The organism is Serratia sp. ME47, from assembly GCF_903970925.1.
In the GTDB taxonomy this organism is placed as follows: Bacteria; Pseudomonadota; Gammaproteobacteria; order Enterobacterales; family Enterobacteriaceae; genus Serratia; species Serratia ureilytica.
This window is the reverse complement of record NZ_CAJCKE010000037.1, coordinates 1-23,289: the sequence shown is the minus strand read 5'-3', so window position 1 is coordinate 23,289 and position 23,289 is coordinate 1. Positions and strand designations below refer to the sequence as shown.

The window sequence follows — 23,289 nt, the reverse complement described above, 5'->3', positions numbered from 1 at the left end:
AAGATAAAATAACCCCGCGTGATCGACCTCATACTTTTTGCTTATCACCGCCTTTTGCGGCTTTTTTTTGGGAGTTATGTTGTTTTTGTCATTTCAAATGCGGTTATTGTGTGGTTTTATTGTGGTTATCACATCAAAACGGGACATCAGCATGATGGAAGAACAAACGGGTTGGGACATTGTCGTGATTGGCGGCGGTGTGGTCGGGTGTGCGGTATTCCGCAAATTCTGCCTGATGGGCGCCCGTACGCTGCTGTTGGAAAAAGGGGGCGATATCCTGTCCGGCGCCAGCAAAGCCAACAGCGCGCTGCTGCATACCGGCTTCGATGCGCCCAGCGGCAGCCTGGAACTGCATTGCATGCAGGCCGGGTACCGGGAATTTATCGCCATCCGTGAGCGAATGAATCTGCCGCTGTTGCCCACCGGCGCGCTGGTCGTGGCCTGGGACGAGCAGCAGTTGGCGGCGCTGCCCGCGATTGTGCAACAGGCGCACGACAACGGCGTGCTGGACGTGGCGCAGATCGACGCCGCCGAGCTGTATCGCCGTGAGCCGCAGCTGGCGCCCGGCGCGTTGGCGGCGGTAGAGGTGCCGGGCGAGAGCGTGATCGATCCCTGGAGCACGCCGCTGGCTTACCTGACGCAGGGCGTTAAACACGGCGGCGACTATCGCTTCAATACCGAGGTGACAGGCGCCGAACGCTTGCCGACCGGCTGGCGGCTAACCAGCAACCGGGGCGAGTTTCACGGCAAAATCGTCATCAACTGCGCCGGCAATCAGGGCGACCGGGTAGAAAGTTTCTGCCATCAGCCCGAGTTTGAAATTCGCCCGCGCAAAGGGCAGTTCCTGGTGTTCGACAAGGCCGCCGCCGGGCAGGTCAACGCCATTATCTTGCCGGTACCGACGACGATCACCAAAGGGGTGCTGCTGTCGAAAACCATCTTCGGCAATTTGCTGCTCGGGCCGACCGCCGAAGAACAGCAGGATCGCGAGACGGCGACGGTGGACGAAACCAAAATGCGCGAGCTGATCGAACAGGGGACGCGATTGCTGCCCACGCTGGCGAATTACAGCGTCACCGCCAGCTATGCCGGATTACGCCCGGCGACTGAACAGAAACACTACCGCATTCAGCACTATCCCGATCGGCAGTGGATCTGCGTGGCGGGCATTCGCTCCACCGGCCTGACGGCGGCGCTGGGCATCGCGCAATATGTGGAACAGCTCTATCGCGACCACTTTACGCCGTGCTTCACGCCAAAAACGCCGGAGACCGTGTATTGGCCGCAAATGCCGATGCTTGCCGACTACGCGCTGCGCGATTACGCGCGCCCGGACAACGGCGGCATCGTTTGCCACTGCGAGCTGGTGACCCAGCGGGAGATCGAGGCGGCGTTCGATTCCGCCGTGCCGCCAGAGTGCATCGGCGGGCTGCGGCGCCGCACGCGCGTGATGATGGGGCGCTGCAACGGTTTTTATTGCAGCAGCCGGGTGGCGGAAATGGTAGGCGATCGTTTTGGCCAGACGCTGGCCGTAGGGAGCATTGATGAAAACTGAGTATCAGGTGGCGATTGTCGGCGCCGGGCCGGCCGGGATCGCAGCGGCGACCGCGTTGCGGCAGGCGGGGATCGAGGATGTGGTGCTCCTGGAACGGGAACGGCAGGCGGGCGGTGTGCCCAGACACTGTCGGCACCCCACCTTTGGGCTGCAAACGTTTTATAGGCCGATGCTGGGATCCACCTATGTCGATAAAATACTGGCGCGCGCCGGGCAGGTGGAGATCCGTACCGGCGTGACGGTGCTCGCCATCAAGCCGGACGGCGAGCTGACCATCACGGACTGCCGCGGCGTCAGCACCTTGAAAGCGCAGCGGGTGATCCTGGCGACCGGCGTGCGCGAGACGCCGCGCCATCCGCGACTGGTGAGCGGGCTGCGGCCGCAGGGCGTACTCACCGCCGGTGCGCTGCAGCAGTTCGTCTATCTGCGCGGGCTGCAGCCGGGCAAGGCGCCGGTGGTGATCGGCACCGAGCTGGTCAGTTTCTCCGCGCTGTGGACGCTGCGTAACGCCGGCGTGCGCGCCGTCGCCATGATTGAAAGCGGCGGCAGACCCGTCGCTTGGCGTCTGAGCGCGCTCTATGCGCGTCTGATGGGAGTGCCGATCCACTACTATTCGCGTGTGACCGATATTGCCGGCCGCGATCGGGTTGAATCTATAGAAGTGGAAAATCACCAGGGGGAGAAACGGCGCATCGCCTGCGACAGCCTGATCTTCACCGGCCGCTTCACCGGGGAGTATACGCTGATCCGCCAGAGCCACCTGGCGCAGCGGCCGGACAGCGGCTGTCCGTTGACCGATCAGTTCGGCCGCTGTTCCGACGCCGCCTATTTCGCCGTCGGCAACATGTTGCACCCGGCGGACATGGGCGACCAGTGTTATCAGGAAGGGCTGCGCGTCGGCGAGGCCGTTGCCCATTCGCTGCAGCGCACGCTGCCGCCGGCGCGGCAAATCCTGCCGGTGCGGCACGACGAACGGATACGCCTGACTGCGCCCGCCCGTGTGGCGCTGATCGGCAATCCCGCCACGGTCACGATCAATATGCGCGTGGAACAGGCGGTGTCCGGTTCGGTGGTGGTGCGGCTGGGAGAGAAAGTGCTGTACCGCAAAACGCATCGTTGCCTGCCTGAACGGCGGATCCTGCTGCGCAATATCGTCTTGCCGGCCGAGGCTGAGCGTGATGCGCTGCACATCAGCATCGAATCCGCAGGATGAACGACGGCAACGGCTTGCGTCTAACGCCCTGAAACCCGTAGTATTCCGTCAGTTAACGCCGCAAGTCTCGGCGGAGGCAGTCACTCTTACTAAAGGCAGCGAGTGTAATGTGAATGGATATCTCTAATTCCGTGGAAAGGCGCAATGAAATACTGGCGCTGATCCAGGCCAACGGCCGGGTTTACGTGAATGAGCTGGCGGATAAATTCCAGGTTTCGCAGGAAACCATTCGGCGCGACCTGAACAAGCTGGAAGACTATCGGCTGATCAAGAAGATCCACGGCGGCGCAGTGAGCAGCCAGTTTAAATTCGAGCATGAATTCAACGAGCGGGCCAAAATCGCCGAGGCCGAGAAGCGCGCCATCGCGGAGAAAGCGGCGACGCTGCTCCAACCGGGCGATACGGTGTTCGTGGATTTCGGCTCCACCACGCTGGAGTTTGCCCGGCAGTTGGCAACGATCGATCAACTGACGGTCATCACCAACTCGCCGCTTATCGCCAACGTTTGTCTGGAAAATGACTCCATTGACGTGGTGCTGATCGGCGGGCAGTTCATCGACTCCAAAATGGCGTGCCTGGGCGCGATCGCATTGAATAATATCGAGGCGTTTTTCGCCGACTACGCCATCATCGGCGCCGGCGCGGTCAATCTGCAGACCGGCGTGATGGATCAGAACGTCAATGAAGCGGCCATCGCGCGCAAAATGATTGCCCAGAGCCGCAAGTGCATCGTGCTGGCCGACGAAAATAAGCTGCGCGGGCATGCGATGACGCTGGTGGCCAAATGGCCCGAGGTCGATTATCTGGTGACCTCCGACAGCGGTAACGCATTAGAAGGCTTGGTTTTCCCCGCCAACGTTAATGTGTTGGTGGCGCAGGTCTAAAGGGGGAGAAGCCTTTCTCCATGCGGAGAAAGGCTCAAACCGCTTCCGTCAAGCGATATCGACCGCGCGCACCTCTTTGGATCTCAACTTCACGAGGATCGGCACCGATTTATACGAAGGCGTGCCGCTCTCCTCATCGATATAATGCAGCGGCACCAGCACGTTGGCCTCCGGGTAGTAGGCGCCGACCGAACCGGCTGAGATGTTGTAGGCGATCACCGTGATGCCTTCCAGGCGCTGGGTGCTGCCGGGCAGCGCCGTTTCCAGATCCACCACGTCGCCATGTTCCAGCCCCAAACGTTGCAGATCGCTGTCATTCATGAACAGCACGTCGCGCCGGCCGAAGACCCCGCGGTAGCGATCGTCCAGAGCATAGATGGTGGTGTTGTACTGATCGTGGCTGCGCAGCGTGATCAGCCGCAGCGTGTCTTTGTCTGCCGTTGTCTCGTCCTCATGCAGCCCGTTGAATACGGAAAACATCGCCTTGCCCGTCGCCGTCGGCCACTGGCGCTCAGTCGGCGGCAGCGGCATGCGGAAACCGCCGGGTTGGCGAATGCGCGCGTTGTAATCGTCGAAGCCGGGGATGGTTTTTTCGATCAAATCGCGGATCACGTCGTAATCTTCGATCAGTTCATCCCAGGGCACCTTGCTGGCGGGCATCACCGCTTTGGCCATGCCGGCCACAATGGCGGGTTCCGAACGCAACAGCTCCGACGCCGGTTTTAATTTGCCGGACGAGGCGTGAACCATCGACATCGAATCCTCCACCGTCACCGATTGTCGCCCGCCGGCCTGCATGTCCAGTTCGGTACGTCCCAGACAGGGCAGAATGAGGGTTTCTTTCGCCACCAACAAATGGCTGCGGTTGAGTTTGGTGCCGATATGCACGCTTAATTCCAGCGCTTTCATCGCCGGGAAACTCTGCTCGGGGTCCGGCAGCGCCACGGCGAAGTTGCCGCCCAGGCAGATCAACGCCTTCGAGGCGCCGTCGATCATCGCCTGCATGCATTTCACGGCATCGTGACCGTGGGCTTTGGGCGGCGTGAAGCCAAACACCGTTTCCAGCTTCGCCAAAAAATCGGCCGAGGGTTTTTCGGTGATGCCGACGGTGCGGTTGCCCTGCACGTTGGAGTGGCCGCGCAGCGGGCAGATGCCGGCGCCCGGTTTGCCGATGTTGCCGCGCAGCAACAGCAGATCGGCAATCAGGCGTACGTTGGCGGTGCCTTTATTGTGCTGCGTAATGCCCATGCCGTAGGTCACGATGGTGGCGTTGGATTTCGCGTAAGCGGCGGCGACCTGTTCCAGATCCCGGCGCGCCAGGCCGCTCTCCGCCTCAATCGCATCCCAACCGGTGGCCTTCAGATCGGCGGCGAAATCCGCAAAACCTTCCGTGTGCTCGGCAATAAAGGCGTGGTCCAGCGCATTGCCATGTTCGTCATCCAACTGCAGCAGCGCTTTGGCGATGCCTTTGAGCGCCGCGGCGTCGCCGCCGGCTTTGACCTGATAGTAGGTGGAGGCGATAGGGGTCGAACTGTAGGTCGCCATTTCGATGACGTTTTGCGGATCGGTGAAACGCTCGAGCGCCCGCTCGCGCAGCGGATTGAACACGATAATCGGCACTTTTTTGCGCGCCAGCTCATGCAGCGTGCCCATCATGCGCGGGTGATTGGTGCCCGGATTGTGCCCGATGGAGATAATCAGCTCCGCGCTGTCAAAGTCGTCCAGGGACACGGTGCCTTTGCCGATGCCGATCGACTGGGGCAGGCCAACGCTGGTCGGTTCATGGCACATATTGGAACAGTCGGGGAAGTTATTGCTGCCAAATTCCCGCGCAAACAGCTGGAACAGATAGGCCGCCTCATTGGACGCCCGGCCGGAGGTATAAAACTCCACCTGCTCCGGCGGCAGCGTCTGCAAAACGGCGGCGATGCGTTGAAATGCCTCATCCCAGGCCAGCGGGCGCAGCGTGTCGGTCCCGGCGTCATAGAACAGGGGCGTGGTCAGGCGACCATAGTCCTCCAGTTCATAGTCGGTTTTCCGCAGCAGTGAGGTCACGGTATTTTGCGCCAGGAATTCGGCCGTCACGCGTTTGCTGGTCGCTTCCCAGGTCACGGCTTTGGCGCCGTTTTCGCAAAACTGGAAGGTGGATCGATGTTCTTTATCCGGCCATGCGCATCCCGGGCAATCAAACCCGTCGGGCTGATTGGTGCGCATCAGCGTTACCGGCGCCTCCAGGGTATCCATCTGTGTACGCACGGCGATGGCCGTCGCTTTCAGCGCGCCCCAACCGCCGGCGGGCCCATCGTAGGGATGAACCCCGGGCACTGCTCGTCTTTTCGCCATTATTGATTGCCTCCGATACCGCTTACGATAAATGCAGGTGATTGATTTACTATGAATATTATCCTTATCGTCCAAGACGGACCGCAGGCGCCGCCGTCGTTGAACGCAGGCCTGTCGATTCAGTATAGATGAGTGAAAAAGGAGACAGCGGCCATCTGTGCGGGGAGAGCGGCGGCCCGTCTAATCGGAGGCGGGCCGCCGGAGGGTTACTTTTTCACCACCAGCCCCACGCCGCGGCCGCGCGGATCGGACGCGGTTTCCGGCGTGCGGCCATCGATGCGGATAGCCTGAATATCCCCCATGTTCCAGCCCTGATCTTCGAGGGTGTAGCCCATGGCTTTCAGCTCGTCCGCCGGTTTGCCGGTCAGCGGCGCGAAGCTGTCGTAATAAACGGTGTCCTTCGGCAACAGTTGGTGATGCACGCGCTGGGCGGCCACCGCCTGCGCCAGCGGCAGATGGTAATCGTAGAGATTGTTGATCACCTGAAAGATCGAGGTGAAGATGCGCGATCCGCCCGGCGTGCCGATCACCAGGGTGACGTCGCCGTCGCGGGTGATGATGGTCGGGCTCATCGAGGAGAGCATGCGTTTGCCCGGCTCGATGGCGTTGGCGTCGCTGCCCACCACGCCGAAGGCGTTGGCGACGCCGGGTTTGGCGCTGAAGTCGTCCATCTCGTCGTTGAGCAGGAAACCGGCGCCTTTGACCACCACGCCGCTGCCGAAGTCCCAGTTAAGCGTATAGGTGTTGCTGACCGCGTTGCCGGCCGCATCGACGATCGAGAAGTGGGTGGTTTGGTGGCTTTCCAGCCCCGGCCGCACCTGCTCGGTCGGCGAGATCGCCGTCGGGTTGATCTCGGCGGCGCGTTTTTGCAGGTAGTCGGGGGCGATCAGCTGCGCTTCCGGCACGTTAGTGAAATCCGGGTCGCCGAGGTAGTCGGCGCGATCGGCGAACACGCGTTTTTCGATTTCCGCCAGCAGGTGGATATAGCGCGCCGAGTTCAGCGGCACGCCCTTGAAGTCGGCGGCGCGATCTTCTTTTATCCCCAGCAGCTGCGCCAGCGCGATGCCGCCGGAGCTGGGCAGCGGGGCGGTATACACGGTGTTGCCGCGCCAGCTGATGCGCATCGGTTCACGCCATTTCACCCGATAGTCGGCCAAATCCGCCGCGCCGATCAGCCCGTTGTCGCGCTGCATTTGCGCCACCAGCAGGCGGGCGGTTTCGCCGTGATAAAAATCGTCGGCGCCCGATTTGGCGATGCGCTCAAGGGTGGCGGCCAGCTCCGGCTGTTTGAACACCGTGCCGGGCTTCATGGCGCCGAAATAGTCGCCGAAGTTGGTTTTACCGGCAAACAGCTTGTTGGCGTCTTCGCGGTACTGATACTGCTGATCCGCCACGGTGAAACCTTGCCGGGCGTAGCCGATCGCCGGCGTCAGCAGCTCGGCCCAGGGCAGCTTGCCGAAGCGTTTATGGGCTTCCCACAATCCCAGCACGGTGCCCGGCACGCCGGCGGCGCGACTGCCCACCAGGCTGAGATTTTCGATCACTTCGCCTTTCTCGTTCAGGTACATAGTTTTGCCGGCGGCCTTGGGCGCCACTTCGCGGTAGTCGAGGAAATAGGGTTTGCCGTCGACGTACAGCGTCATAAAGCCGCCGCCGCCGATATTGCCGGCTTCAGGGTAGGTGACCGCCAGGGTAAAGGCGGTGGCGACCGCCGCATCAACCGCGTTGCCGCCGGCCTGCAGAATGTGCGCGGCGACTTTTGCGCCATACTGATCCGGAGCGGCGGCCGCGCCGGCGGTCAGATCGGCGGCAAAGGCGGCGGGAACGGTGCAGGCCAGGGTCACGCTCAGAGCTATCGTTTTCAATAAACCGGCAGACATAGAAGATCCTTTTAGCGATGTTCAGTTATCAGGTGAATTCAACTAATTATTTTTGAAACAGCGGGTTAGCGCGTTTTATTCGGGCTGTTGCGGCGCTTTATTGAAAGTAGCAGCGGTCAGGCGGGGCCGCCTGACCAGAGTAGCAAATCGTGATGTGGCGCGTTATGCGTCGGCCGGCAGCGTCGATTGCAGCCATTGGCAGAAGTGCCGGGCGAGCGGATTGTGTTCGCTGTCGCGATGCAGCAGCCACGCCCAGTTGGCGCCACGCACGCGTTGCTCGGTTAACGGATGCAGCAACCCGGCGTCACGCGCTTGCTGCGCCAGCAGCTGACTGACCAACGCGATGCCCAGCCCCTGGCAGGCGGCATCCAGCAGCAGGCCGGGATCGGAGAAATTCAGCCCGCTATCGCGCTGGCCGACGTGCGCGCCGCCCGCCACCGTCCAGTGGCTCCAGTCCATTTCGCGTTCGCCGTGCAGCGTGACGCGCTGCTCCGCCGCCAGCGCCAATAGGCTGGGGTGGCAGGCGGGATAAAGCCGGTCGGTGCAGAGAACCTTAAAGGTGCAGTCCGCCTGCGCGCTGAGATCGTCGCGGATCGCCAAGTCGATGCTGTCCGTCGCCATATCCGGTGGCTCGAAGCTGGTGAAGAGCCACAGATCTATCTGCGGATGCCGCTGGTTGAACTCGCCCAGCCGCGGCGTCAGCCAGTGGCGGGCAAAGGCCGGCGTCGTGTTGACGATCAACTGATTGGGTTTGCGGTATTGGTCCAGACGACGAATGCCGACGGCCAATTGTTGCAGCATCACCTGCGCGGTGCTGAACAGATCGTGGCCGGCGTCGGTCAGCGTCACGCTGCGGCCGGTGCGGAAAAACAGCGGCTGTTCCAGAAACGCCTCGAGGCTGCGGATCTGCTGGCTGATCGCCGACTGGGTAAGGTGCAGCTCTTCGGCGGCCTGATGAAAACTGCCCAGACGCGCCGCCGCTTCAAAACCGCGCAATGCGCTTAACGGGGGCCAGTGTTTTAACATTATCAATAAGCCTGTCTAATCAGATATCCACTAAATATATCGTTTGTCGCAGCGGCAGGGGAAGACTAGCATGAGATTCAATTCCCGGAGAGCGAAAAAACCGGTTAACCAATTGAATTTAAATTAATTAAAAGGGGGCGTTTATGTCAACGCGTCGCACCTTTATCAAGCAGCTTTCGGCGGTGGCCGGCGTTGGCTTGACGGCATCATTGGGTATTTCGTTACGCGGTCACGCAAAAGCTGCGCTTAATCCGGCCTGGCGCTTGCCGGATGAAGGGGAACCGCAACAGCGGGCGTTTATCGCGTTCGGCGCGCAGCGCGCGATTTGGGGCGACTTCACGGCGGACGTGCGGGCGGCACAGGGGCGTATCGCCCGCGCCATCGCCGAATTTCAGCCGTTGACGGTTTTTTGCCGCGAGCGTGAACGGCAATTAGCCGAGGCCATCTGCGGTAGTCACAACGTCAGCTATGTCGTCACCGAGCTGGATGATATCTGGATGCGCGACATCGGCGCCAATTTCGTCGTCAATGATGCCGGCGAACTGGGCGCGGTGGATTTCAACTTCAACGGCTGGGGCGATAAGCAGCAGCATGCCAGGGATGCGCGTCTGGCAGGGTTTGCCGCCAGGCGATACGGCGTCGCTCAACCGCGCCGCAGCGCACTGGTAGGCGAAGGCGGCGGCATTGAAGTGGATGGGCGCGGCACCGGCATCATGACCGAGAGCAGTTGGGTGAATGCGAACCGCAACCCGGGCTGGAGCAGGGATCGGGTTGAGCAGGAGCTGAAGGCGATGCTCGGCCTGCGTAAAATTATCTGGCTGCCGGGCATTAAAGGCCGAGACATCACCGATGCCCACGTCGATTTTTACGCCCGTTTCGTGCGGCCGGGCGTGGTGGTGGCCAATCTGGACACCGACCCGACCTCTTACGATCATGCGGTCACCCAGACGCATCTGGCGATCCTCAAGACGGCGACCGACGCCGATGGCCGCACGCTGCAGGTGCATACGCTCTCGCCGCCGCAGGCACCGCGCGACAGCCGTTTCAGCCGACACAATCCCGATTTCGCGGCGGGCTACATCAACTATTTCGTTATCAACGGCGCGGTGATCGCCCCGGAGTTTGGCGACCCGCAGGCGGACAAGGCGGCGTTTGCGCTGCTGTCGGCGCTCTATCCTCAGCGCAAGGTGGTGCAACTGGAGATCGACGCGATCGCCGCCGGCGGCGGCGGCATTCACTGCGTGACCAGCCAACTGCCGGCGCCTGGCAAACCAGACCCGTGAATGTTCAAAAAATGCGCGTGCGGTTGTTTGTCATCATCGGGTGTGGTTGGCTGATCAGAGTCACCTAAGGAGGCCATAATGAACGACTCACCCTTGAGCATTCCCACCTGGTATCGCGATCCGCACGCAGAACAGGCTATGGCTGCAGGCCATGCGCCCATCTGGCGGCATCTGCTGAGCCTGGTGCCGGAACGCGAACTGTCCGGCGTCAGGGTGCTGGACTTCGGCTGCAATCAGGGCGGTTTTCTGCGCCTGTTGCATCAAATTCGGCCATTTAGTGAGGGGATTGGCGTTGATATCGCCCGCCAATCCGTCGAACAAGCCAACCGCCTGAAAGGAAACCTGCCGATCGTTTATCAGACCGACACGCGGTTGACGGGTTATGAGAACCACTGCGATATCGCCTTCAGTCATGAAGTCATCTACCTGATTGAAGATATCGCGCAGCATGCCGCCGATATGCTGCGGGTGCTGAAGCCGGGCGGCGTTTATTATGCGGTGACCGGTTGCCACACCGACAACCCGCTGTGGCCGCAATGGCGCGAAAGGGTGGCTGAACAGACGCATACCGTGGTGCAGGATCGTTCTCTGGACGATTATGCGCGTATTTTCTCCGCCGCGGGGTTCCAGGTCTCTGCCCGCAGGCTGGGTTTTTCCGGCTTCGTTCCCTATGAGCCGGACGGCTGGATGCCGACTGTTTCGGCAGCGATCGACTACTATTGGCACACCAAAACGGTGTTTAGACTGGTTAAACCCTAAAAATCCCACGCGGCGCTCGGTACGCCGCCGCTGACGAGATAAGATGACGAAATTTATGATGGACCAAGACGCTAAAACAATGGACTTTCGTTTAATCACACGGTTGTCCCTGCTTATGGGGGCGCTCTTGACGCCCGTTGGAGGGGCCACTGCGGCCATGCTTACGCTCGAGAATCAGGATCCGGCGGCGGTGTACCTTATTCAGGATGCGAAGCTGATTCAGGAGCGTGAGGGGGTGAAGATCGCCGAGCGCTCATACCGTTATTTCGAACTTAAGCTCGCCGACAATCTCCAGTATGAAGGTTATATCACCCGCTGCGCCGACGACTATGCCGATAAATTGAATGAACAAGATCGGCGTGAATTAAACCGCTGCACTGAGCAGGTGATCGACGACCTGGATCGGTTGATGGAAAAGACCGCCAACGTGACGTTCTACGATGGCGGCACGCAAAACGTTTATCGGGGCGAAGAACATTCAACGCCTTATTATTACTATTCGTTCGCCCGCGTGGCCAATTATTATCAAACCGACGATGGGCGCCATCCCCTGTATGGCCTGGTTTATCGCTGCAAGCAGCCGGCGAGCGATGCTCATCGGGAGCAAGAGCCTGATACAACTGAAGCGGCGCCGCCCCCGGCTGAAGTGGAACGCTTTATTGCATGGGCTAAAAACCGCTGCGCCAATGTGCTGAAACCACGCTGAACGAGATTGCGCCACCGTTTTCCGCTTCGAAAAGATTTTACGCAATCCTTACGCAACCCTTTCAGAAGCGCATTCCGGCATTCGATATATTGAGAATAGTCATTCTCAATAGGATCGTATTGCAATGCAGAGGAAAACGCTTTTGGCGCTGGGGCTTTCGCTGTCGCTGGCCGCCTGCGATGGGCAAAACGCCGGCGCGCCGACGGGCGCAGGCGGTGAACGGGAGGTCGGCGTCGTCACGTTGCGCGGCCAGTCTGTAACCCTGAGCAGCGAGTTGACCGGCCGGGTTAACGCCACCATGACCTCCGACGTGCGGCCGCAGGTCGACGGCATCATCAAGCAGCGGCTGTTTACCGAAGGGGCCGAGGTGAAAGCCGGGCAGGTCTTGTATCAAATTGACCCCGCCAGCTATCAGGCCAGCTACGATCAGGCCGCCGCCCAGCTGAAAAACGCTCAGGCCACGGTGCAATCCACCCGGCTCAAATCGCAGCGCTATGCGGCGCTGGTGAAAGAGAACGGCGTTTCCAAACAGGACGCAGACGACGCCAAAGCCGCGTATCTGCAGGCCGTGGCGTCGGTGGCGCAGTATCAGGCGGCGCTGGAAACGGCGCGCATCAATCTCGCCTATACCCAGGTGCGGGCGCCGATCGCCGGCCGCATCGGCATTTCGTCGGTGACGCCGGGCGCGCTGGTCACCGCCGGCCAGACTGATGCGTTGGCCACCATCCGCGCGTTGGATCCCATCTATGTCGATCTGACCCAGTCCAGCGCCCAGTTGCTTAAACTGCGCCGTCAGCAGGCCGCTTTGCAGCGCGGTGCGGTCACGCCGGTCGCCATCAAGCTGGAGGACGGCACGTCTTATGCCCACGCCGGCAAGCTGGAGTTGAGCGAGGTGGCGGTGGATGAGGCCACCGGTTCGGTCACGCTGCGCGCGGTGTTCCCCAACCCCGAACATGAGCTGTTGCCCGGCATGTACGTCCATGCCACGGTGGATAACGGCGTCGATCCCAAAGCCATCCTGGCGCCGCAGCAGGGCATCACCCGCAACGCCAAAGGGGAAGCCACCGCGTTGGTGGTAAACGAGCAAAACAAAGTGGCGCAACGCACCGTCAGCGCCGAACGGGTGGTGGGCAGTAACTGGCTGATCGACAGCGGGCTGAACGACGGCGATCGCCTGATCGTCGAAGGCACCAGCAAGGTGACGATCGGCGCTGCGGTGAAGCCGGTAGACGTCTCGGTCGACAAAACCCAACGCGGGGAGCAGTGATATGGCGCAGTTCTTTATCCGGCGTCCGGTATTCGCCTGGGTGATCGCCATCATCATCATGCTGTGCGGTCTGATGTCGATCAATTCATTGCCCGTCTCGCAGTACCCGGACGTCTCACCGCCGCAGATCGCCATCTCCGCCACCTACCCGGGCGCGGACGCGGAAACGCTGGAAAACAGCGTCACCCAGGTGATTGAGCAGCAGCTCACCGGCCTGGACGGCCTGCTGTATTTCTCGTCGACCAGCAGCGCCAGCGGCTCGGTCAGCATCAACGTTACCTTTGAGCAGGGCACCGATCCGGATATCGCTCAGGTGCAGGTGCAAAACAAGGTGCAGCAGGCGGAAAGTCGTCTGCCGAGCGCCGTTACCGCGCAGGGCGTGACGGTCAAAAAATCCCAGAGCAGCTTTCTGCTGATCGTCGGGCTGTATGACGAAAGCGACAAGGCGACGATGGCCGATATCTCCGACTATCTGGTCAGCAACCTGCAGGATCCGCTGTCGCGCATCGAGGGCGTCGGGGACGTACAGGTGTTCGGCTCGGAATACGCGATGCGCATCTGGCTGGATCCGACCAAACTGGCGAGCTTTTCGCTGATGCCTTCCGACGTGCAGACGGCGATCGAGGCGCAAAACACCCAGGTGTCCGCCGGCAAGATAGGCGATCTGCCGGCCGCCGCCGACCAGCAGCTGACCGCCACGGTGAAGGCGCAGTCGCGGCTGCAAACGCCGGAACAGTTCCGCAATATCATCCTGAAAAGCGACAGCAACGGGGCGCTGGTGCGGCTGGGCGACGTGGCGCGGGTTGAGCTGGGCAACGAAGACTACTCCGCCAGCGCGCACCTCAACGGCCACCCGGCGGCGGGGATCGCGGTCAAGCTGGCGGCGGGCGCCAACGCCCTGAGCACCGCCAAGCTGGTAAAGGCCAAGGTGGCGGAATACCAAAGCGCCATGCCGCAGGGCTACAAGGTGGCCTACCCGAAAGACAGCACCGACTTCATCAACATCTCGATCGAAGAGGTGGTGAAAACGCTGTTTGAAGCGGTGGCGTTAGTGGTGGTAGTGATGTTCGTGTTCCTGCAAAACCTGCGCACCACGCTGATCCCGACCATTACCGTGCCGGTGGTGTTGCTGGGCACCTTCGGCGTGCTGGCGGCGTTCGGCTATTCGATCAATACCCTGACGCTGTTCGGCATGGTGTTGGCGATCGGGCTATTGGTGGATGACGCCATTGTGGTGGTGGAAAACGTCGAACGGGTGATGCACGAGGATAAGCTGCCGCCGCGCGAGGCGACGGAGAAATCGATGCGCGAAATCACCGGCGCGCTGGTCGGCATCGCGCTGGTGCTGTCGGCGGTGTTTCTGCCGATGGCGTTCTTCGGCGGCTCCACCGGGGTGATCTACCGCCAGTTTTCGATCACCGTCGTCTCCTCGATGGTGTTGTCGGTGGTGCTGGCGTTGACGCTGGCGCCGGCCTTGTGCGCCACGTTGCTGAAACCCGCGCACGACGCGCAGACCGACAAAGGCTTGCTGGGCAAATTCAACCGCGGTTATGACCGGCTGCAGGCGAAGTACGCCGACAAGGTCGGCGCAGTGATCCACCGGCCAACGCGCTATCTGCTGCTGTACGGCCTGCTGTTGATCGCCGCCGCCGTAATGTATCTGCGTTTGCCGACCGGCTTCCTGCCCAACGAGGATCAGGGCTCGGTGATGGTGCAGTACACCTTGCCGGCCGGCGCCACCAACGCGCGCACCTCGGCGGTGAGCGAGGCGGTGACCGCCTATTTTCTCGACCAGGAAAAGGCCAACGTCAGCACCATTTTCACCATCAACGGCTTCGGTTTCAGCGGCAGCGGGCAAAACGCCGGCATGGCGTTCGTCAGCCTCAAAGACTGGAGCCAACGCGGCGGCAGCGAAAACACCGCCGACGCCATCGCCAAACGCGCCATGGCGCACTTTGCCTCGCTGCGCGACGCCCAGGTGTTCTCCATGAGCCCGCCGGCGATCGACGGCTTTGGCCAATCCGACGGCTTTACCTTCGAGCTGCAGGCCAAGGGGGCGACCACCCGCGCCGAGCTGCAGGCGATGCGCGATCAGATCGTCGCCGCCGCCGGCAACAACCCGGCGCTGCTGGCGGTGCGCGCCAACACCTTGCCGGACACCCCGCAGCTGCAGGTAGCGATCGACAACGGCAAACTGCAGGCACTCGGCCTGAGCGCCGCGGACGTCAACAGCACCCTCAGCAGCGCGTTCGGCAGCACCTACATCAACGACTTTATCGACCGCAACCGGGTGAAAAAAGTCTATATGCAGGGCGACGTGCAGTACCGCGCCAAGCCGGAAGACCTCGACCGCTGGTTTGTGCGCGGCACCAATGCATCGGGCGCCAGCAGCATGACGCCGTTCTCCGCCTTTGCGTCTTCGCACTGGATCTACGGGCCGGAGAACCTGGCGCGCTATAACGGGCTGTCGTCGTTCGAGATCACCGGGCAGGGCGCCGCCGGTGTCAGTTCCGGTACGGCCATGAGCGAGATGGAGAAACTGGCGGCGAAATACTCCGCCGGCAGCAGCTACTCCTGGAGCGGGCTGTCCTATCAGGAACGGCTGACCAGCGGCCAGGCGTCGTCGCTGTACGCGATTTCGCTCATCGTGGTGTTCCTGTGCCTGGCGGCGCTGTATGAGAGCTGGTCGATTCCGTTCGCGGTGATGTTGGTGGTGCCGATGGGCGTGGTGGGCTCACTGCTGGCGATCACGCTGCGCGGGCTGGAAAACGACATCTACTTCCAGGTGGCGCTGCTCACCATCATCGGGCTGTCGGCGAAGAACGCCATTTTGATCGTCGAGTTCGCCGAGGAGATGCACCAGCGGGGGGAAACGCTGATTGGCGCGGCGGTCCACGCGGCGCGCATGCGCCTGCGGCCGATCCTGATGACCTCGCTGGCGTTCACCGCCGGGGTGCTGCCGCTGGCGGTATCCAGCGGCGCCGGCGCCAACAGCCGAATCGCCATCGGCACCGGCATTATCGGCGGCACGATCACCGCCACCGCCTTGGCGATCTTTTTCGTACCGCTGTTTTATGTGTTGGTGCGCCGCATGTTTACCCGTCGGCCCACCAACTCGCCGTCGCAGGCAGGAGAATAACGTGTTGCAACGAGTCATGATGTTAACTTTACCGCTGCTGCTGAGCGGGTGTCTGTCGCTGGATCCGCACTACCAGCGCCCGGCGGCGCCGGTGCCCGCCAACCTGCCGCAGGGCGAGGCCGCCGGCAAACAGGCGTTGAGCTACCCGGACGTCGCCTGGCGCGACTATGTGCAGGACGCCAGGCTGCGGCAGGTGGTGGCGATGGGGCTGAACAGCAGCCGCGATCTGCGTGAGGCGATCGCCAATATCGCTTCGGCGCGCGCCCTGTACGGTGAGCAGCGCTCGGCGCTGTTCCCGACGATCAACGCCACCGCCGACGGCAGCCGCGGGCGTTCGCTGACCGGCAACGGCAATGCCACCGCCATCAGCCAGAGTTACGAAGCGCAGGGCGGCGTCAGCGCGTTCGAGCTGGATCTGTTCGGCAAGAACGCCAGCCTGTCGCGGGCGGCGTTCGAAACCTATCTGGCCAACTCGGAAGCGGCGAAAAGCACCCGTCTGACGCTGATCGCCGATATCGTCACCGACTGGGTGGCGGTGGCGGCCGAGCGCAGCAATCTGGCGGTGGCGCAGCAGACGATGGAAAGCGCCAAACGTTCGCTGGACGTGACGCGCAACAATCAACAGCACGGCATTTCGTCGCTGGTCGACGTGGCGTCGGCGGAAACCGTTTATCAACAGGCGCGATCGGACGCCGCCAGCTACGCCACCCTCGCCGCGCAGGCGAAAAACGCGCTGGATTTGGCGGTGGGGCAAAGCGTGCCGGAAAACCTGCTGCCCGACGGTATCGATGCGCTCGGCGAAATCATGCGCAATCTGCCGGCCGGGGTGTCTTCGCAGGTGCTGCTGACGCGGCCGGATGTGCTGCAGGCCGAGCATAATCTGAAATCCGCCAACGCCAACATCGGCTCGGCGCGTGCGGCGTTCTTCCCGTCGATCAGCCTGACCGCCAGCGGCGGCGTGGGCAGCGGTGAACTCTCGGCGCTGTTCAGCCACGGCGCCGGCGTCTGGTCGTTCGCCCCGAGCATCAGCCTGCCGATCTTCAGCGGCGGCTATAACACGGCTCAGCTCCACTACACCCAGGCGCAGAAAGACCTGTATGTCGCCACCTATGAGAAAGCGGTGCAGACGGCATTTCAGGAAACCGCCGACGCGCTGGCGCGCAAAGCCACGCTGCAGGAACAGTTGGCGGCGCAAACCGGCTATGTGGCGGCGGCGCAGCAATATTATCGCCTGGCCGAACTGCGTTACCGCCAGGGCGTGGACAGCTACCTGACGCTGCTGGACGCGCACCGCACGCTGTATACGGCGCAGCAGTCGCTGATCGCCGCACAGCAGACCGCGTACGACAATCAGGCGACCCTGTATAAAGTGTTGGGCGGCGGGGTTGCCGCCGAGCGGCAGGGGGACGGCGTCATCGCCGATAAGGCGGCGCTCAGCCGCTAACCGTCGACCGCGCGCGCCGCGAATTGGGCGGCGCGCGGTTTACTTATGGAAAGTGTAAAGAAACGGAAAACCCGCGCGGCGGCCCGAACTCGCCGCGGCGGGCAGAGTCAGACAGATAATTGCATTCACCTTTTCTTCATATCGGCTCGAGGTCGTCATGGCAGAAGACATTCAGCAACAGGTCATCGCGCTTATCGCCGCATTCAACGCACCGAGGCGGCAGAAGAAGGGGGCGGTCATCACCCCGGAAACCGAGATTAACACCGCGCTCAACCTGTCGTTCAGCGACTCCAACACGCTGATGCGCCGCTACTTCGATACCTTCGGCGTCGACAGCAGCAATTACAACCACGAGCTGTATTTCCAGCCGCCGAGCAATACCGGGCGCTGGTTTTCCCCCTCCGCCTGTAAAGAACACACCCGGCCGCTGTGCGTATCGATGCTGGTGCGCTCGGCGCGCGCCAAACGCTGGCTGTACGACATCCATTTTCTTATCGAGCAATTGCGCTAGCGCCAGGTTACTGCTCCAGCAGCTCGGCGAACTTCGCCAGCCACTGCGGATGCGCCGGCCAGGCCGGGGCGGTGACCAGGTTGCCGTCGACGTGCGCCTGATCGATGCCGATCTCCGCATAATGGCCGCCGCCGAGCCGCACCTCCGGGGCGCAAGCCGGGTAGGCGCTGCAGGTGCGGCCCTTCAACACCCCGGCCGCCGCCAGCAGCTGCGGGCCGTGGCAAACGGCAGCGATCGGTTTTTTGGCGGCGTCGAACGCCTGCACCAGCGCGATCACGTCGGGATTCAGGCGCAGGTATTCGGGCGCCCGACCGCCGGGGATCAACAGCGCGTCATAGTGTTCTTCTTTGGCGGCGGCAAAGTCGGCGTTCAGGGTAAAACGATGACCGGGTTTCTCGCTGTAGGTCTGCGCGCCGTCAAAGTCGTGGATCGCGGTCTGGATGTAGTCGCCGACGGCTTTGTCGGGGCACACGGCATCCACCCAATGGCCAAGCATTTGCAATGCCTGAAACGGCACCATGGTTTCGTAATCTTCGGCGTAGTCGCCGACCAGCATCAGGATTTTTTTCTTGCTCATGATCACAACTCCAGCAGGAGGGGGAATGCCTAAGGTATAGCCCAGCGCCCCTGGGAATGCGAACCGCAAAGCGCCTATCTATACTCGTGATACTGCGGCGCTTTCTCGCCGCTCAACCCAGGGAGGATCCCCGATGCTGAATCTGGCTACCTTGCTTGAAGAAAGTGCGCGCACCTGGCCGGAACGGCCGGCGGTGATACAGGACGATATACCGCTCAGCTATCGGGCGCTGAATGAAATGGCCAACCGGGTGGCGAATTTACTGGTCGCGCGCGGCGTGCAGCCCGGTGAGCGAGTGGCGCTGGCCTGCCCCAATCGGCCGGAGTTTCCGGCTATCTATTACGGCACTCTCAAAAGCGGCGCGGTGGTGGTGCCGCTCAATATTCTGCTTAAGAGCGCAGAGTTCGACTATTACCTGGCGGACTCGGCGGCGGTGGCGTTGTTTTGCTTCGAAGGCAGCAGCGGCCTGCCGTTGGGGGAAGAGGCGCTGCGGGCGGCGGCGAAGGCGGAGCAATGCCGTGAGGTGTTTATCATCGGCGATCGGCTGCCGCTCGAAGGCGAACGTTTCAGCACGGCGATAGCCGCACAGGCCACCGAGTTCGCTTCGGCCGCGACGCTCGAAAGCGACACGGCGGTGGTGCTGTATACCAGCGGCACCACCGGCCGGGCCAAAGGGGCGGAGTTGACCCACGCCAACCTGGTGCTTAACGCGCTGGGATCGGTGAGGCTGTTCGACGGCTCGGAAACGGATCCCGATCGCCATCTGGTGACGTTGCCGCTGTTCCACACGTTTGGTTCGACGGTGCAGATGAATGCCGGATTTTCCGCCGCCGCCACCCTGGTGCTGGTCGAACGCTTCGACGCCGCGCAGGCCATCGCGCTGATGCAGCGGCACGGCATTACCTTTTTTGCCGGCGTGCCGACCATGTATTGGGCGTTGTTGAATGCGCTGGATGAGCATACGGATATCGAGCGCCTGCGCAGCACGCTGCGTATGGCGGTGTCCGGCGGGGCCAGCCTGCCGGTGCAGATCCTGGAGGATTTCTCGCGCCGCTTCGGCGTCAACATTCTCGAAGGGTATGGGCTGTCGGAAACCAGCCCGGTCGCCACCTTTAACCATCCGCACCGCGTGACCAAACCCGGCTCTATCGGCCAACCGATCTGGGGCGTGGAGGTTCGCTTGCTCGACGTCACCGGACAACCGATCGACGGTGTCGATCAGGTGGGAGAGATCGCGGTGCGCGGCTACAACATCATGAAAGGCTATCTGAACCGTCCCGAGGCGACGGCGGAAGTGCTGGAAAACGGCTGGTTCCGCACCGGCGATCTGGCGCGCCGCGATGCCGACGGCTTCTATTTCATCGTCGATCGGGCCAAGGACATGATCATTCGCGGCGGGTTCAACGTCTATCCGCGCGAGATTGAAGAGGCGCTGATTCGCCATCCGGCGGTGTCGTTGGTGGCGGTGATCGGTGTCGAGCATCCTTCGCTGGGTGAAGAGATCAAAGCGGTGGTGGTGTTGAAAGAGACGGAGGAGCCGATCGAGGAAGAGGCGCTGATCGCCTGGAGCCGGGAGAGGCTGGCGGCGTTCAAGTATCCGCGTATCGTCGAGTTTGTCGAACGCTTGCCGATGACCAGTACCGGTAAGGTGTTGAAACGCTGTTTGCGCTGAGGAAAATCCGGCCTGCCGGGGCAGGCCGGGAAACGGGCATCAACCTGGGTAGATGCCGCGCTCTTTACGTGCGGTCAGGATGCGCTCGCAAGCCACGATATAAGCGGCGGTGCGCAGGCTGCACTCTTTCTCTGCGGCCTTGTTCCAGACGTGGACCATCGCGTCGGTCATGATCTTGTCCATACGCTCGTTGATCTCGGACTCGCTCCAGAAGTAGCTCGCCATGTCCTGCACCCACTCGAAGTAACTGACCGTTACGCCGCCGGCGTTACAGATAACGTCCGGAACCACGGTGATGTTACGGGAACGCAGAATGTCGTCCGCTTCTGGGAAGGTTGGGCCGTTAGCCCCTTCCAGCACCAGCTTGGCGCTGAGGATTTCGGCGCGCTGACGGGTGATCTGGCCTTCCAGCGCCGCAGGGATCAGGATGTCCATGTCAACCGACCAGAACGCTTCGCTTTCGATCTCGCTGGCGCCTGGGAAACCGGCGATCTGCTTGTGCTTGGCCTGGTATTCGGTCAGCGCGGCCAGATCGATGCCGTTGGCGTTGAACAGGGTAGCGGAGTGGTCCTGGATGGTGACGACGCGAGCGCCGACGCCGACGAACAGGCGAGCCGCTTCGCTGCCCACGTTACCGAAGCCTTGCACCGCTACTTTGGCGCCTTCGATCTGCACGCCCAGACGCTTGGCCACTTCGCTGCCGGTCACGAACACGCCGCGGCCAGTCGCTTTCTCACGGCCCAGGGAGCCGCCGAGGTGGATTGGCTTACCGGTTACCACGCCGGTGATGGTGGTGCCGTGGTTCATGGAGTAGGTATCCATCATCCAGGCCATCACTTTGGCGTTGGTGCCGACGTCCGGCGCAGGAATGTCTTTCTGTGGCCCGATGATGAAGCCGATTTCGCTGGTGTAGCGGCGGGTCAGTCGCTCCAGTTCACCTTCAGACAGTTTGAACGGATCGACGCGGATGCCGCCCTTGGCGCCGCCGTACGGCAGGTTGACCGCGGCGCACTTGATGGTCATCCAGGCGGACAGGGCCATCACTTCGTTCAGATCGACGTCAGGGTGGAAGCGGATACCGCCTTTACCCGGCCCGCGCGACAGGTTGTGCTGTACGCGGAAGCCTTCGAAGTGACGGATGGTGCCATCGTCCATCTGCAGCGGGATATCGACAATCAAAGCGCGTTTAGGGTGACGCAGCGTATCAACCCAGCGTGAGAGGTCGCCGAGGTAAGGGGCGACGCGATCGATTTGTTGCAGATATGTAGCCCAAGCGGTGGTGCTGCTGTCTGAAGCGTAGGATAGCTTTTCCATAACCAACCTTTATATTTTAGAGGTATTTATTTCGTTTAACCGTGGATTAGCAAGCGCATAACACTTTGCGCCGCTAAATTTACCACTAATTATGCCGGTTGTTAGCCCCCCGCTCATCGGGCCAGCGGACGGTTTTTCGCCGCCTGCAGGGCGGTAAATGAATAGTTAATTACTTTTCGCCGGCCGTTAGCGGGCGCATGCATACTTTATGCATATAAAACGCATAAAAACCCTTTATATCTATTTTTCAGAAGCTTGAATGTGATCAAAAAGTTTCATTTTATTTAACTGCTATGTTGACAATGGCGTTTCCCCTCGGCAGCGTTAAAATCCTGTTAAAACGCCGTCTGCCGCCGCGTTTTGCCTGGGCAGCGAGAAGCATGATTCGGGGTTGTTTTACTGTATTGCGGCAGAGAGTGGGCTGAAAAGCGTGTTCACCTGAAACGGACGGGTGACCGCGAGCGGCCGGCCACCCGTTCTGGTTTGGCGAATCAGCGTTTAAAGAAGACCGCGCCGCGGTGGCGTGGTCATCCGATACGCATTAGGCGCCGGTATGCTGATAGCGTTGTAATTCCACCGGTTCAGCGCCGATACTCGCCAGATATTCTTTGACGGACGCCGGCGCGGAAGCTTGCGTAAATTGGTAGATGTTTTCATCCGCATCCAACAGCGTCTCCCATTTTACAATGTTCACCCAGCGAGGCTCATTGTCTACGCTGATGCCCGAGTCACGCGAAATAAACCCGTTTTGGTTCGAGATAAATTCCTCTTCAACGCGCTTGTCCAATACGGCAAACGCTTCAGGGCTGAGTGAGGCCGGCAGTTTAAAACTTGAAATTTCAATAATGTAGCTGTTGGCGGAACAGTCCGCCTTGGATTCATAATTCATAATAAAAGTCCTTTAAATTAAATTGCTTATACAACTCAAATTAAGCTGCATCCTTATTGCAGTACTGCAGGTTAAATTTATTCCTGATGTCTGAAATAAATAATTAGGAATAATCTGAATTGGCGCTTTGCTTTATGCAAAACATGATGATTTGTATGAGATTTTTCTTGCATAAGGGAGTTTGCTATTCAACTCACCAACGGCCTGAGGCAATAATTCAATAACGGTGGTGCGGTTATTAATGTCATTGGCAAGGGGGGCGGTTTTTAAATAAAAAACGGTAGATGAACGGCGTGGTTAACCTATTTCCTTTTCCTCTTTGAAGGGGCGGGCGTTATTTCGCCGGCGACCGGCAATGGCCAATCATGCCCCCCCGTCGGGATAAAAGGTCACTTGCGGCGCAGCCGGTGGTGAGGGGGAAAACAACGCCATCCGCTCGGCAAGCGGCGGCAACTGCGGTATGCTAAGCGGCTGAACAACAAACCAAACCGGGCTATACGGAGACACCCCAGCGTGGCGAATTCTTCTTCTCAACTTGAACTGTTGCGGTCAGTCGCCGACGGCATCGCGGCCCTGTTTTTCCCGAATGCGGAAGTGGTGATCCACGATTTGGCCGCCAACAAGATAGCCTACCTGGCGAACAACCTGTCGAAGCGCAAACCGGGCGACGACGCGGGGCTGGAAGATTTCACGTTTGATGGCGGCGCCAGCGCTCGGCGTAGCGTTCAATCTGGCGCGGCGTCATGCCGGGGAAACGCTGTTTGATCAGGTAGTCGCCGGCCAGGAACACGTCCGGCCACGACCAGGCGCGCATCGCGATATAGCTG

General features: G+C 61.0%; 17 protein-coding genes and 1 pseudogene. 12 read left to right on the top strand and 6 right to left on the bottom strand.

Translation table 11 applies throughout. The annotated features are described in order from the left end of the window. Positions 1-151: 151 nt before the first annotated feature. The 3 genes from H7A77_RS23380 to H7A77_RS23370 all read left to right on the top strand — a co-directional run bounded on the left by H7A77_RS23380 (position 152) and on the right by H7A77_RS23370 (position 3,652). Positions 152-1,555: an NAD(P)/FAD-dependent oxidoreductase gene (locus H7A77_RS23380; RefSeq protein ID WP_033650359.1), complete on the top strand. Its 1,404-nt coding sequence runs from the start codon at positions 152-154 to the stop codon at positions 1,553-1,555. Then, on the top strand, positions 1,545-2,768 hold the full coding sequence (locus H7A77_RS23375; RefSeq protein WP_182074715.1) for an FAD-dependent oxidoreductase: 1,224 nt from the start codon (positions 1,545-1,547) through the stop codon (positions 2,766-2,768). Before H7A77_RS23380 ends, H7A77_RS23375 begins: the two co-directional genes overlap by 11 nt. A 113-nt stretch (positions 2,769-2,881) precedes the next feature. Further along, a complete protein-coding gene (locus H7A77_RS23370) occupies positions 2,882-3,652 on the top strand; it encodes a DeoR/GlpR family DNA-binding transcription regulator (protein WP_033643131.1) in 771 nt (256 codons plus the stop codon). A gap of 48 nt (positions 3,653-3,700) precedes the next feature. Here the strand turns inward: H7A77_RS23370 and H7A77_RS23365 are convergent, their stop codons facing one another. From H7A77_RS23365 to H7A77_RS23355, 3 genes are all read right to left on the bottom strand, one after another. Beyond that, the gene (locus H7A77_RS23365; RefSeq protein WP_182074720.1) at positions 3,701-5,998 is read right to left on the bottom strand and encodes an FdhF/YdeP family oxidoreductase; all 2,298 of its coding nucleotides are present in this window, start codon (positions 5,996-5,998) and stop codon (positions 3,701-3,703) included. Between the two features lie 203 nt (positions 5,999-6,201). Then, on the bottom strand, positions 6,202-7,875 hold the full coding sequence (ggt, locus tag H7A77_RS23360; protein ID WP_123061705.1) for a gamma-glutamyltransferase: 1,674 nt from the start codon (positions 7,873-7,875) through the stop codon (positions 6,202-6,204). Positions 7,876-8,037: 162 nt separating this feature from the next. Beyond that, complete coding sequence (locus H7A77_RS23355) at positions 8,038-8,901, bottom strand: LysR substrate-binding domain-containing protein (protein WP_033650363.1); 864 nt, start codon at positions 8,899-8,901, stop codon at positions 8,038-8,040. A gap of 143 nt (positions 8,902-9,044) precedes the next feature. Between H7A77_RS23355 and H7A77_RS23350 the strand changes: the two genes are divergently transcribed. The 7 genes from H7A77_RS23350 (at position 9,045) to H7A77_RS23320 (ending at position 18,010) form a co-directional block, all read left to right on the top strand. Then, on the top strand, positions 9,045-10,184 hold the full coding sequence (locus H7A77_RS23350) for an agmatine/peptidylarginine deiminase (protein ID WP_108680762.1): 1,140 nt from the start codon (positions 9,045-9,047) through the stop codon (positions 10,182-10,184). Positions 10,185-10,262: 78 nt separating this feature from the next. After that, positions 10,263-10,943, top strand: a complete 681-nt coding sequence (locus tag H7A77_RS23345) for a bifunctional 2-polyprenyl-6-hydroxyphenol methylase/3-demethylubiquinol 3-O-methyltransferase UbiG (RefSeq protein WP_108680760.1) — start codon at positions 10,263-10,265, stop codon at positions 10,941-10,943. 43 nt (positions 10,944-10,986) lie between these two features. Continuing rightward, on the top strand, positions 10,987-11,649 hold the full coding sequence (locus tag H7A77_RS23340) for a hypothetical protein (protein WP_159085278.1): 663 nt from the start codon (positions 10,987-10,989) through the stop codon (positions 11,647-11,649). A gap of 124 nt (positions 11,650-11,773) precedes the next feature. After that, the gene (locus H7A77_RS23335) at positions 11,774-12,916 is read left to right on the top strand and encodes an efflux RND transporter periplasmic adaptor subunit (protein ID WP_108680756.1); all 1,143 of its coding nucleotides are present in this window, start codon (positions 11,774-11,776) and stop codon (positions 12,914-12,916) included. 1 nt (position 12,917) lies between these two features. After that, positions 12,918-16,055: an efflux RND transporter permease subunit gene (locus H7A77_RS23330; protein ID WP_108680754.1), complete on the top strand. Its 3,138-nt coding sequence runs from the start codon at positions 12,918-12,920 to the stop codon at positions 16,053-16,055. A gap of 1 nt (position 16,056) precedes the next feature. Continuing rightward, complete coding sequence (locus H7A77_RS23325; RefSeq protein ID WP_159085277.1) at positions 16,057-17,499, top strand: efflux transporter outer membrane subunit; 1,443 nt, start codon at positions 16,057-16,059, stop codon at positions 17,497-17,499. A 157-nt stretch (positions 17,500-17,656) separates the two neighbouring features. Beyond that, entirely contained in the window at positions 17,657-18,010 is a 354-nt protein-coding gene (locus tag H7A77_RS23320) for a DUF1493 family protein (RefSeq protein WP_033650369.1), read from the top strand. 7 nt (positions 18,011-18,017) lie between these two features. Here the strand turns inward: H7A77_RS23320 and H7A77_RS23315 are convergent, their stop codons facing one another. Then, positions 18,018-18,587 carry a DJ-1/PfpI family protein gene (locus H7A77_RS23315; protein WP_033643121.1) on the bottom strand — a complete coding sequence of 190 codons (570 nt, stop codon included), beginning with the start codon at positions 18,585-18,587 and terminating at the stop codon, positions 18,018-18,020. A gap of 133 nt (positions 18,588-18,720) precedes the next feature. Between H7A77_RS23315 and H7A77_RS23310 the strand changes: the two genes are divergently transcribed. Further along, positions 18,721-20,259, top strand: a complete 1,539-nt coding sequence (locus H7A77_RS23310) for a long-chain fatty acid--CoA ligase (protein ID WP_182074714.1) — start codon at positions 18,721-18,723, stop codon at positions 20,257-20,259. A gap of 39 nt (positions 20,260-20,298) precedes the next feature. Here the strand turns inward: H7A77_RS23310 and H7A77_RS23305 are convergent, their stop codons facing one another. Continuing rightward, positions 20,299-21,573 carry a Glu/Leu/Phe/Val dehydrogenase gene (locus H7A77_RS23305; RefSeq protein ID WP_033643119.1) on the bottom strand — a complete coding sequence of 425 codons (1,275 nt, stop codon included), beginning with the start codon at positions 21,571-21,573 and terminating at the stop codon, positions 20,299-20,301. A 541-nt stretch (positions 21,574-22,114) separates the two neighbouring features. Next, positions 22,115-22,462, bottom strand: a complete 348-nt coding sequence (locus tag H7A77_RS23300; protein ID WP_033643118.1) for an antibiotic biosynthesis monooxygenase — start codon at positions 22,460-22,462, stop codon at positions 22,115-22,117. Between the two features lie 513 nt (positions 22,463-22,975). Here H7A77_RS23300 and H7A77_RS23295 point away from each other — a divergent pair. Continuing rightward, positions 22,976-23,122 (top strand): annotated as a pseudogene (locus H7A77_RS23295) (PAS domain-containing protein); the annotation flags it as partial. Between the last annotated feature and the right edge of the window lie 167 nt (positions 23,123-23,289).

Excerpts from the sequence above, each read along its gene's own strand:
- H7A77_RS23380 (WP_033650359.1), top strand. The coding sequence starts at position 152 with ATGATGGAAGAACAAACGGGTTGGGACATTGTCGTGATTGGCGGCGGT.
- H7A77_RS23375 (WP_182074715.1), top strand. The coding sequence starts at position 1,545 with ATGAAAACTGAGTATCAGGTGGCGATTGTCGGCGCCGGGCCGGCCGGG.
- H7A77_RS23370 (WP_033643131.1), top strand. The coding sequence starts at position 2,882 with ATGGATATCTCTAATTCCGTGGAAAGGCGCAATGAAATACTGGCGCTG.
- ggt (WP_123061705.1), bottom strand. The coding sequence starts at position 7,875 with ATGTCTGCCGGTTTATTGAAAACGATAGCTCTGAGCGTGACCCTGGCC.
- H7A77_RS23355 (WP_033650363.1), bottom strand. The coding sequence starts at position 8,901 with ATGTTAAAACACTGGCCCCCGTTAAGCGCATTGCGCGGTTTTGAAGCG.
- H7A77_RS23350 (WP_108680762.1), top strand. The coding sequence starts at position 9,045 with ATGTCAACGCGTCGCACCTTTATCAAGCAGCTTTCGGCGGTGGCCGGC.
- H7A77_RS23345 (WP_108680760.1), top strand. The coding sequence starts at position 10,263 with ATGAACGACTCACCCTTGAGCATTCCCACCTGGTATCGCGATCCGCAC.
- H7A77_RS23340 (WP_159085278.1), top strand. The coding sequence starts at position 10,987 with ATGACGAAATTTATGATGGACCAAGACGCTAAAACAATGGACTTTCGT.
- H7A77_RS23335 (WP_108680756.1), top strand. The coding sequence starts at position 11,774 with ATGCAGAGGAAAACGCTTTTGGCGCTGGGGCTTTCGCTGTCGCTGGCC.
- H7A77_RS23330 (WP_108680754.1), top strand. The coding sequence starts at position 12,918 with ATGGCGCAGTTCTTTATCCGGCGTCCGGTATTCGCCTGGGTGATCGCC.
- H7A77_RS23320 (WP_033650369.1), top strand. The coding sequence starts at position 17,657 with ATGGCAGAAGACATTCAGCAACAGGTCATCGCGCTTATCGCCGCATTC.
- H7A77_RS23315 (WP_033643121.1), bottom strand. The coding sequence starts at position 18,587 with ATGAGCAAGAAAAAAATCCTGATGCTGGTCGGCGACTACGCCGAAGAT.
- H7A77_RS23310 (WP_182074714.1), top strand. The coding sequence starts at position 18,721 with ATGCTGAATCTGGCTACCTTGCTTGAAGAAAGTGCGCGCACCTGGCCG.
- H7A77_RS23305 (WP_033643119.1), bottom strand. The coding sequence starts at position 21,573 with ATGGAAAAGCTATCCTACGCTTCAGACAGCAGCACCACCGCTTGGGCT.
- H7A77_RS23300 (WP_033643118.1), bottom strand. The coding sequence starts at position 22,462 with ATGAATTATGAATCCAAGGCGGACTGTTCCGCCAACAGCTACATTATT.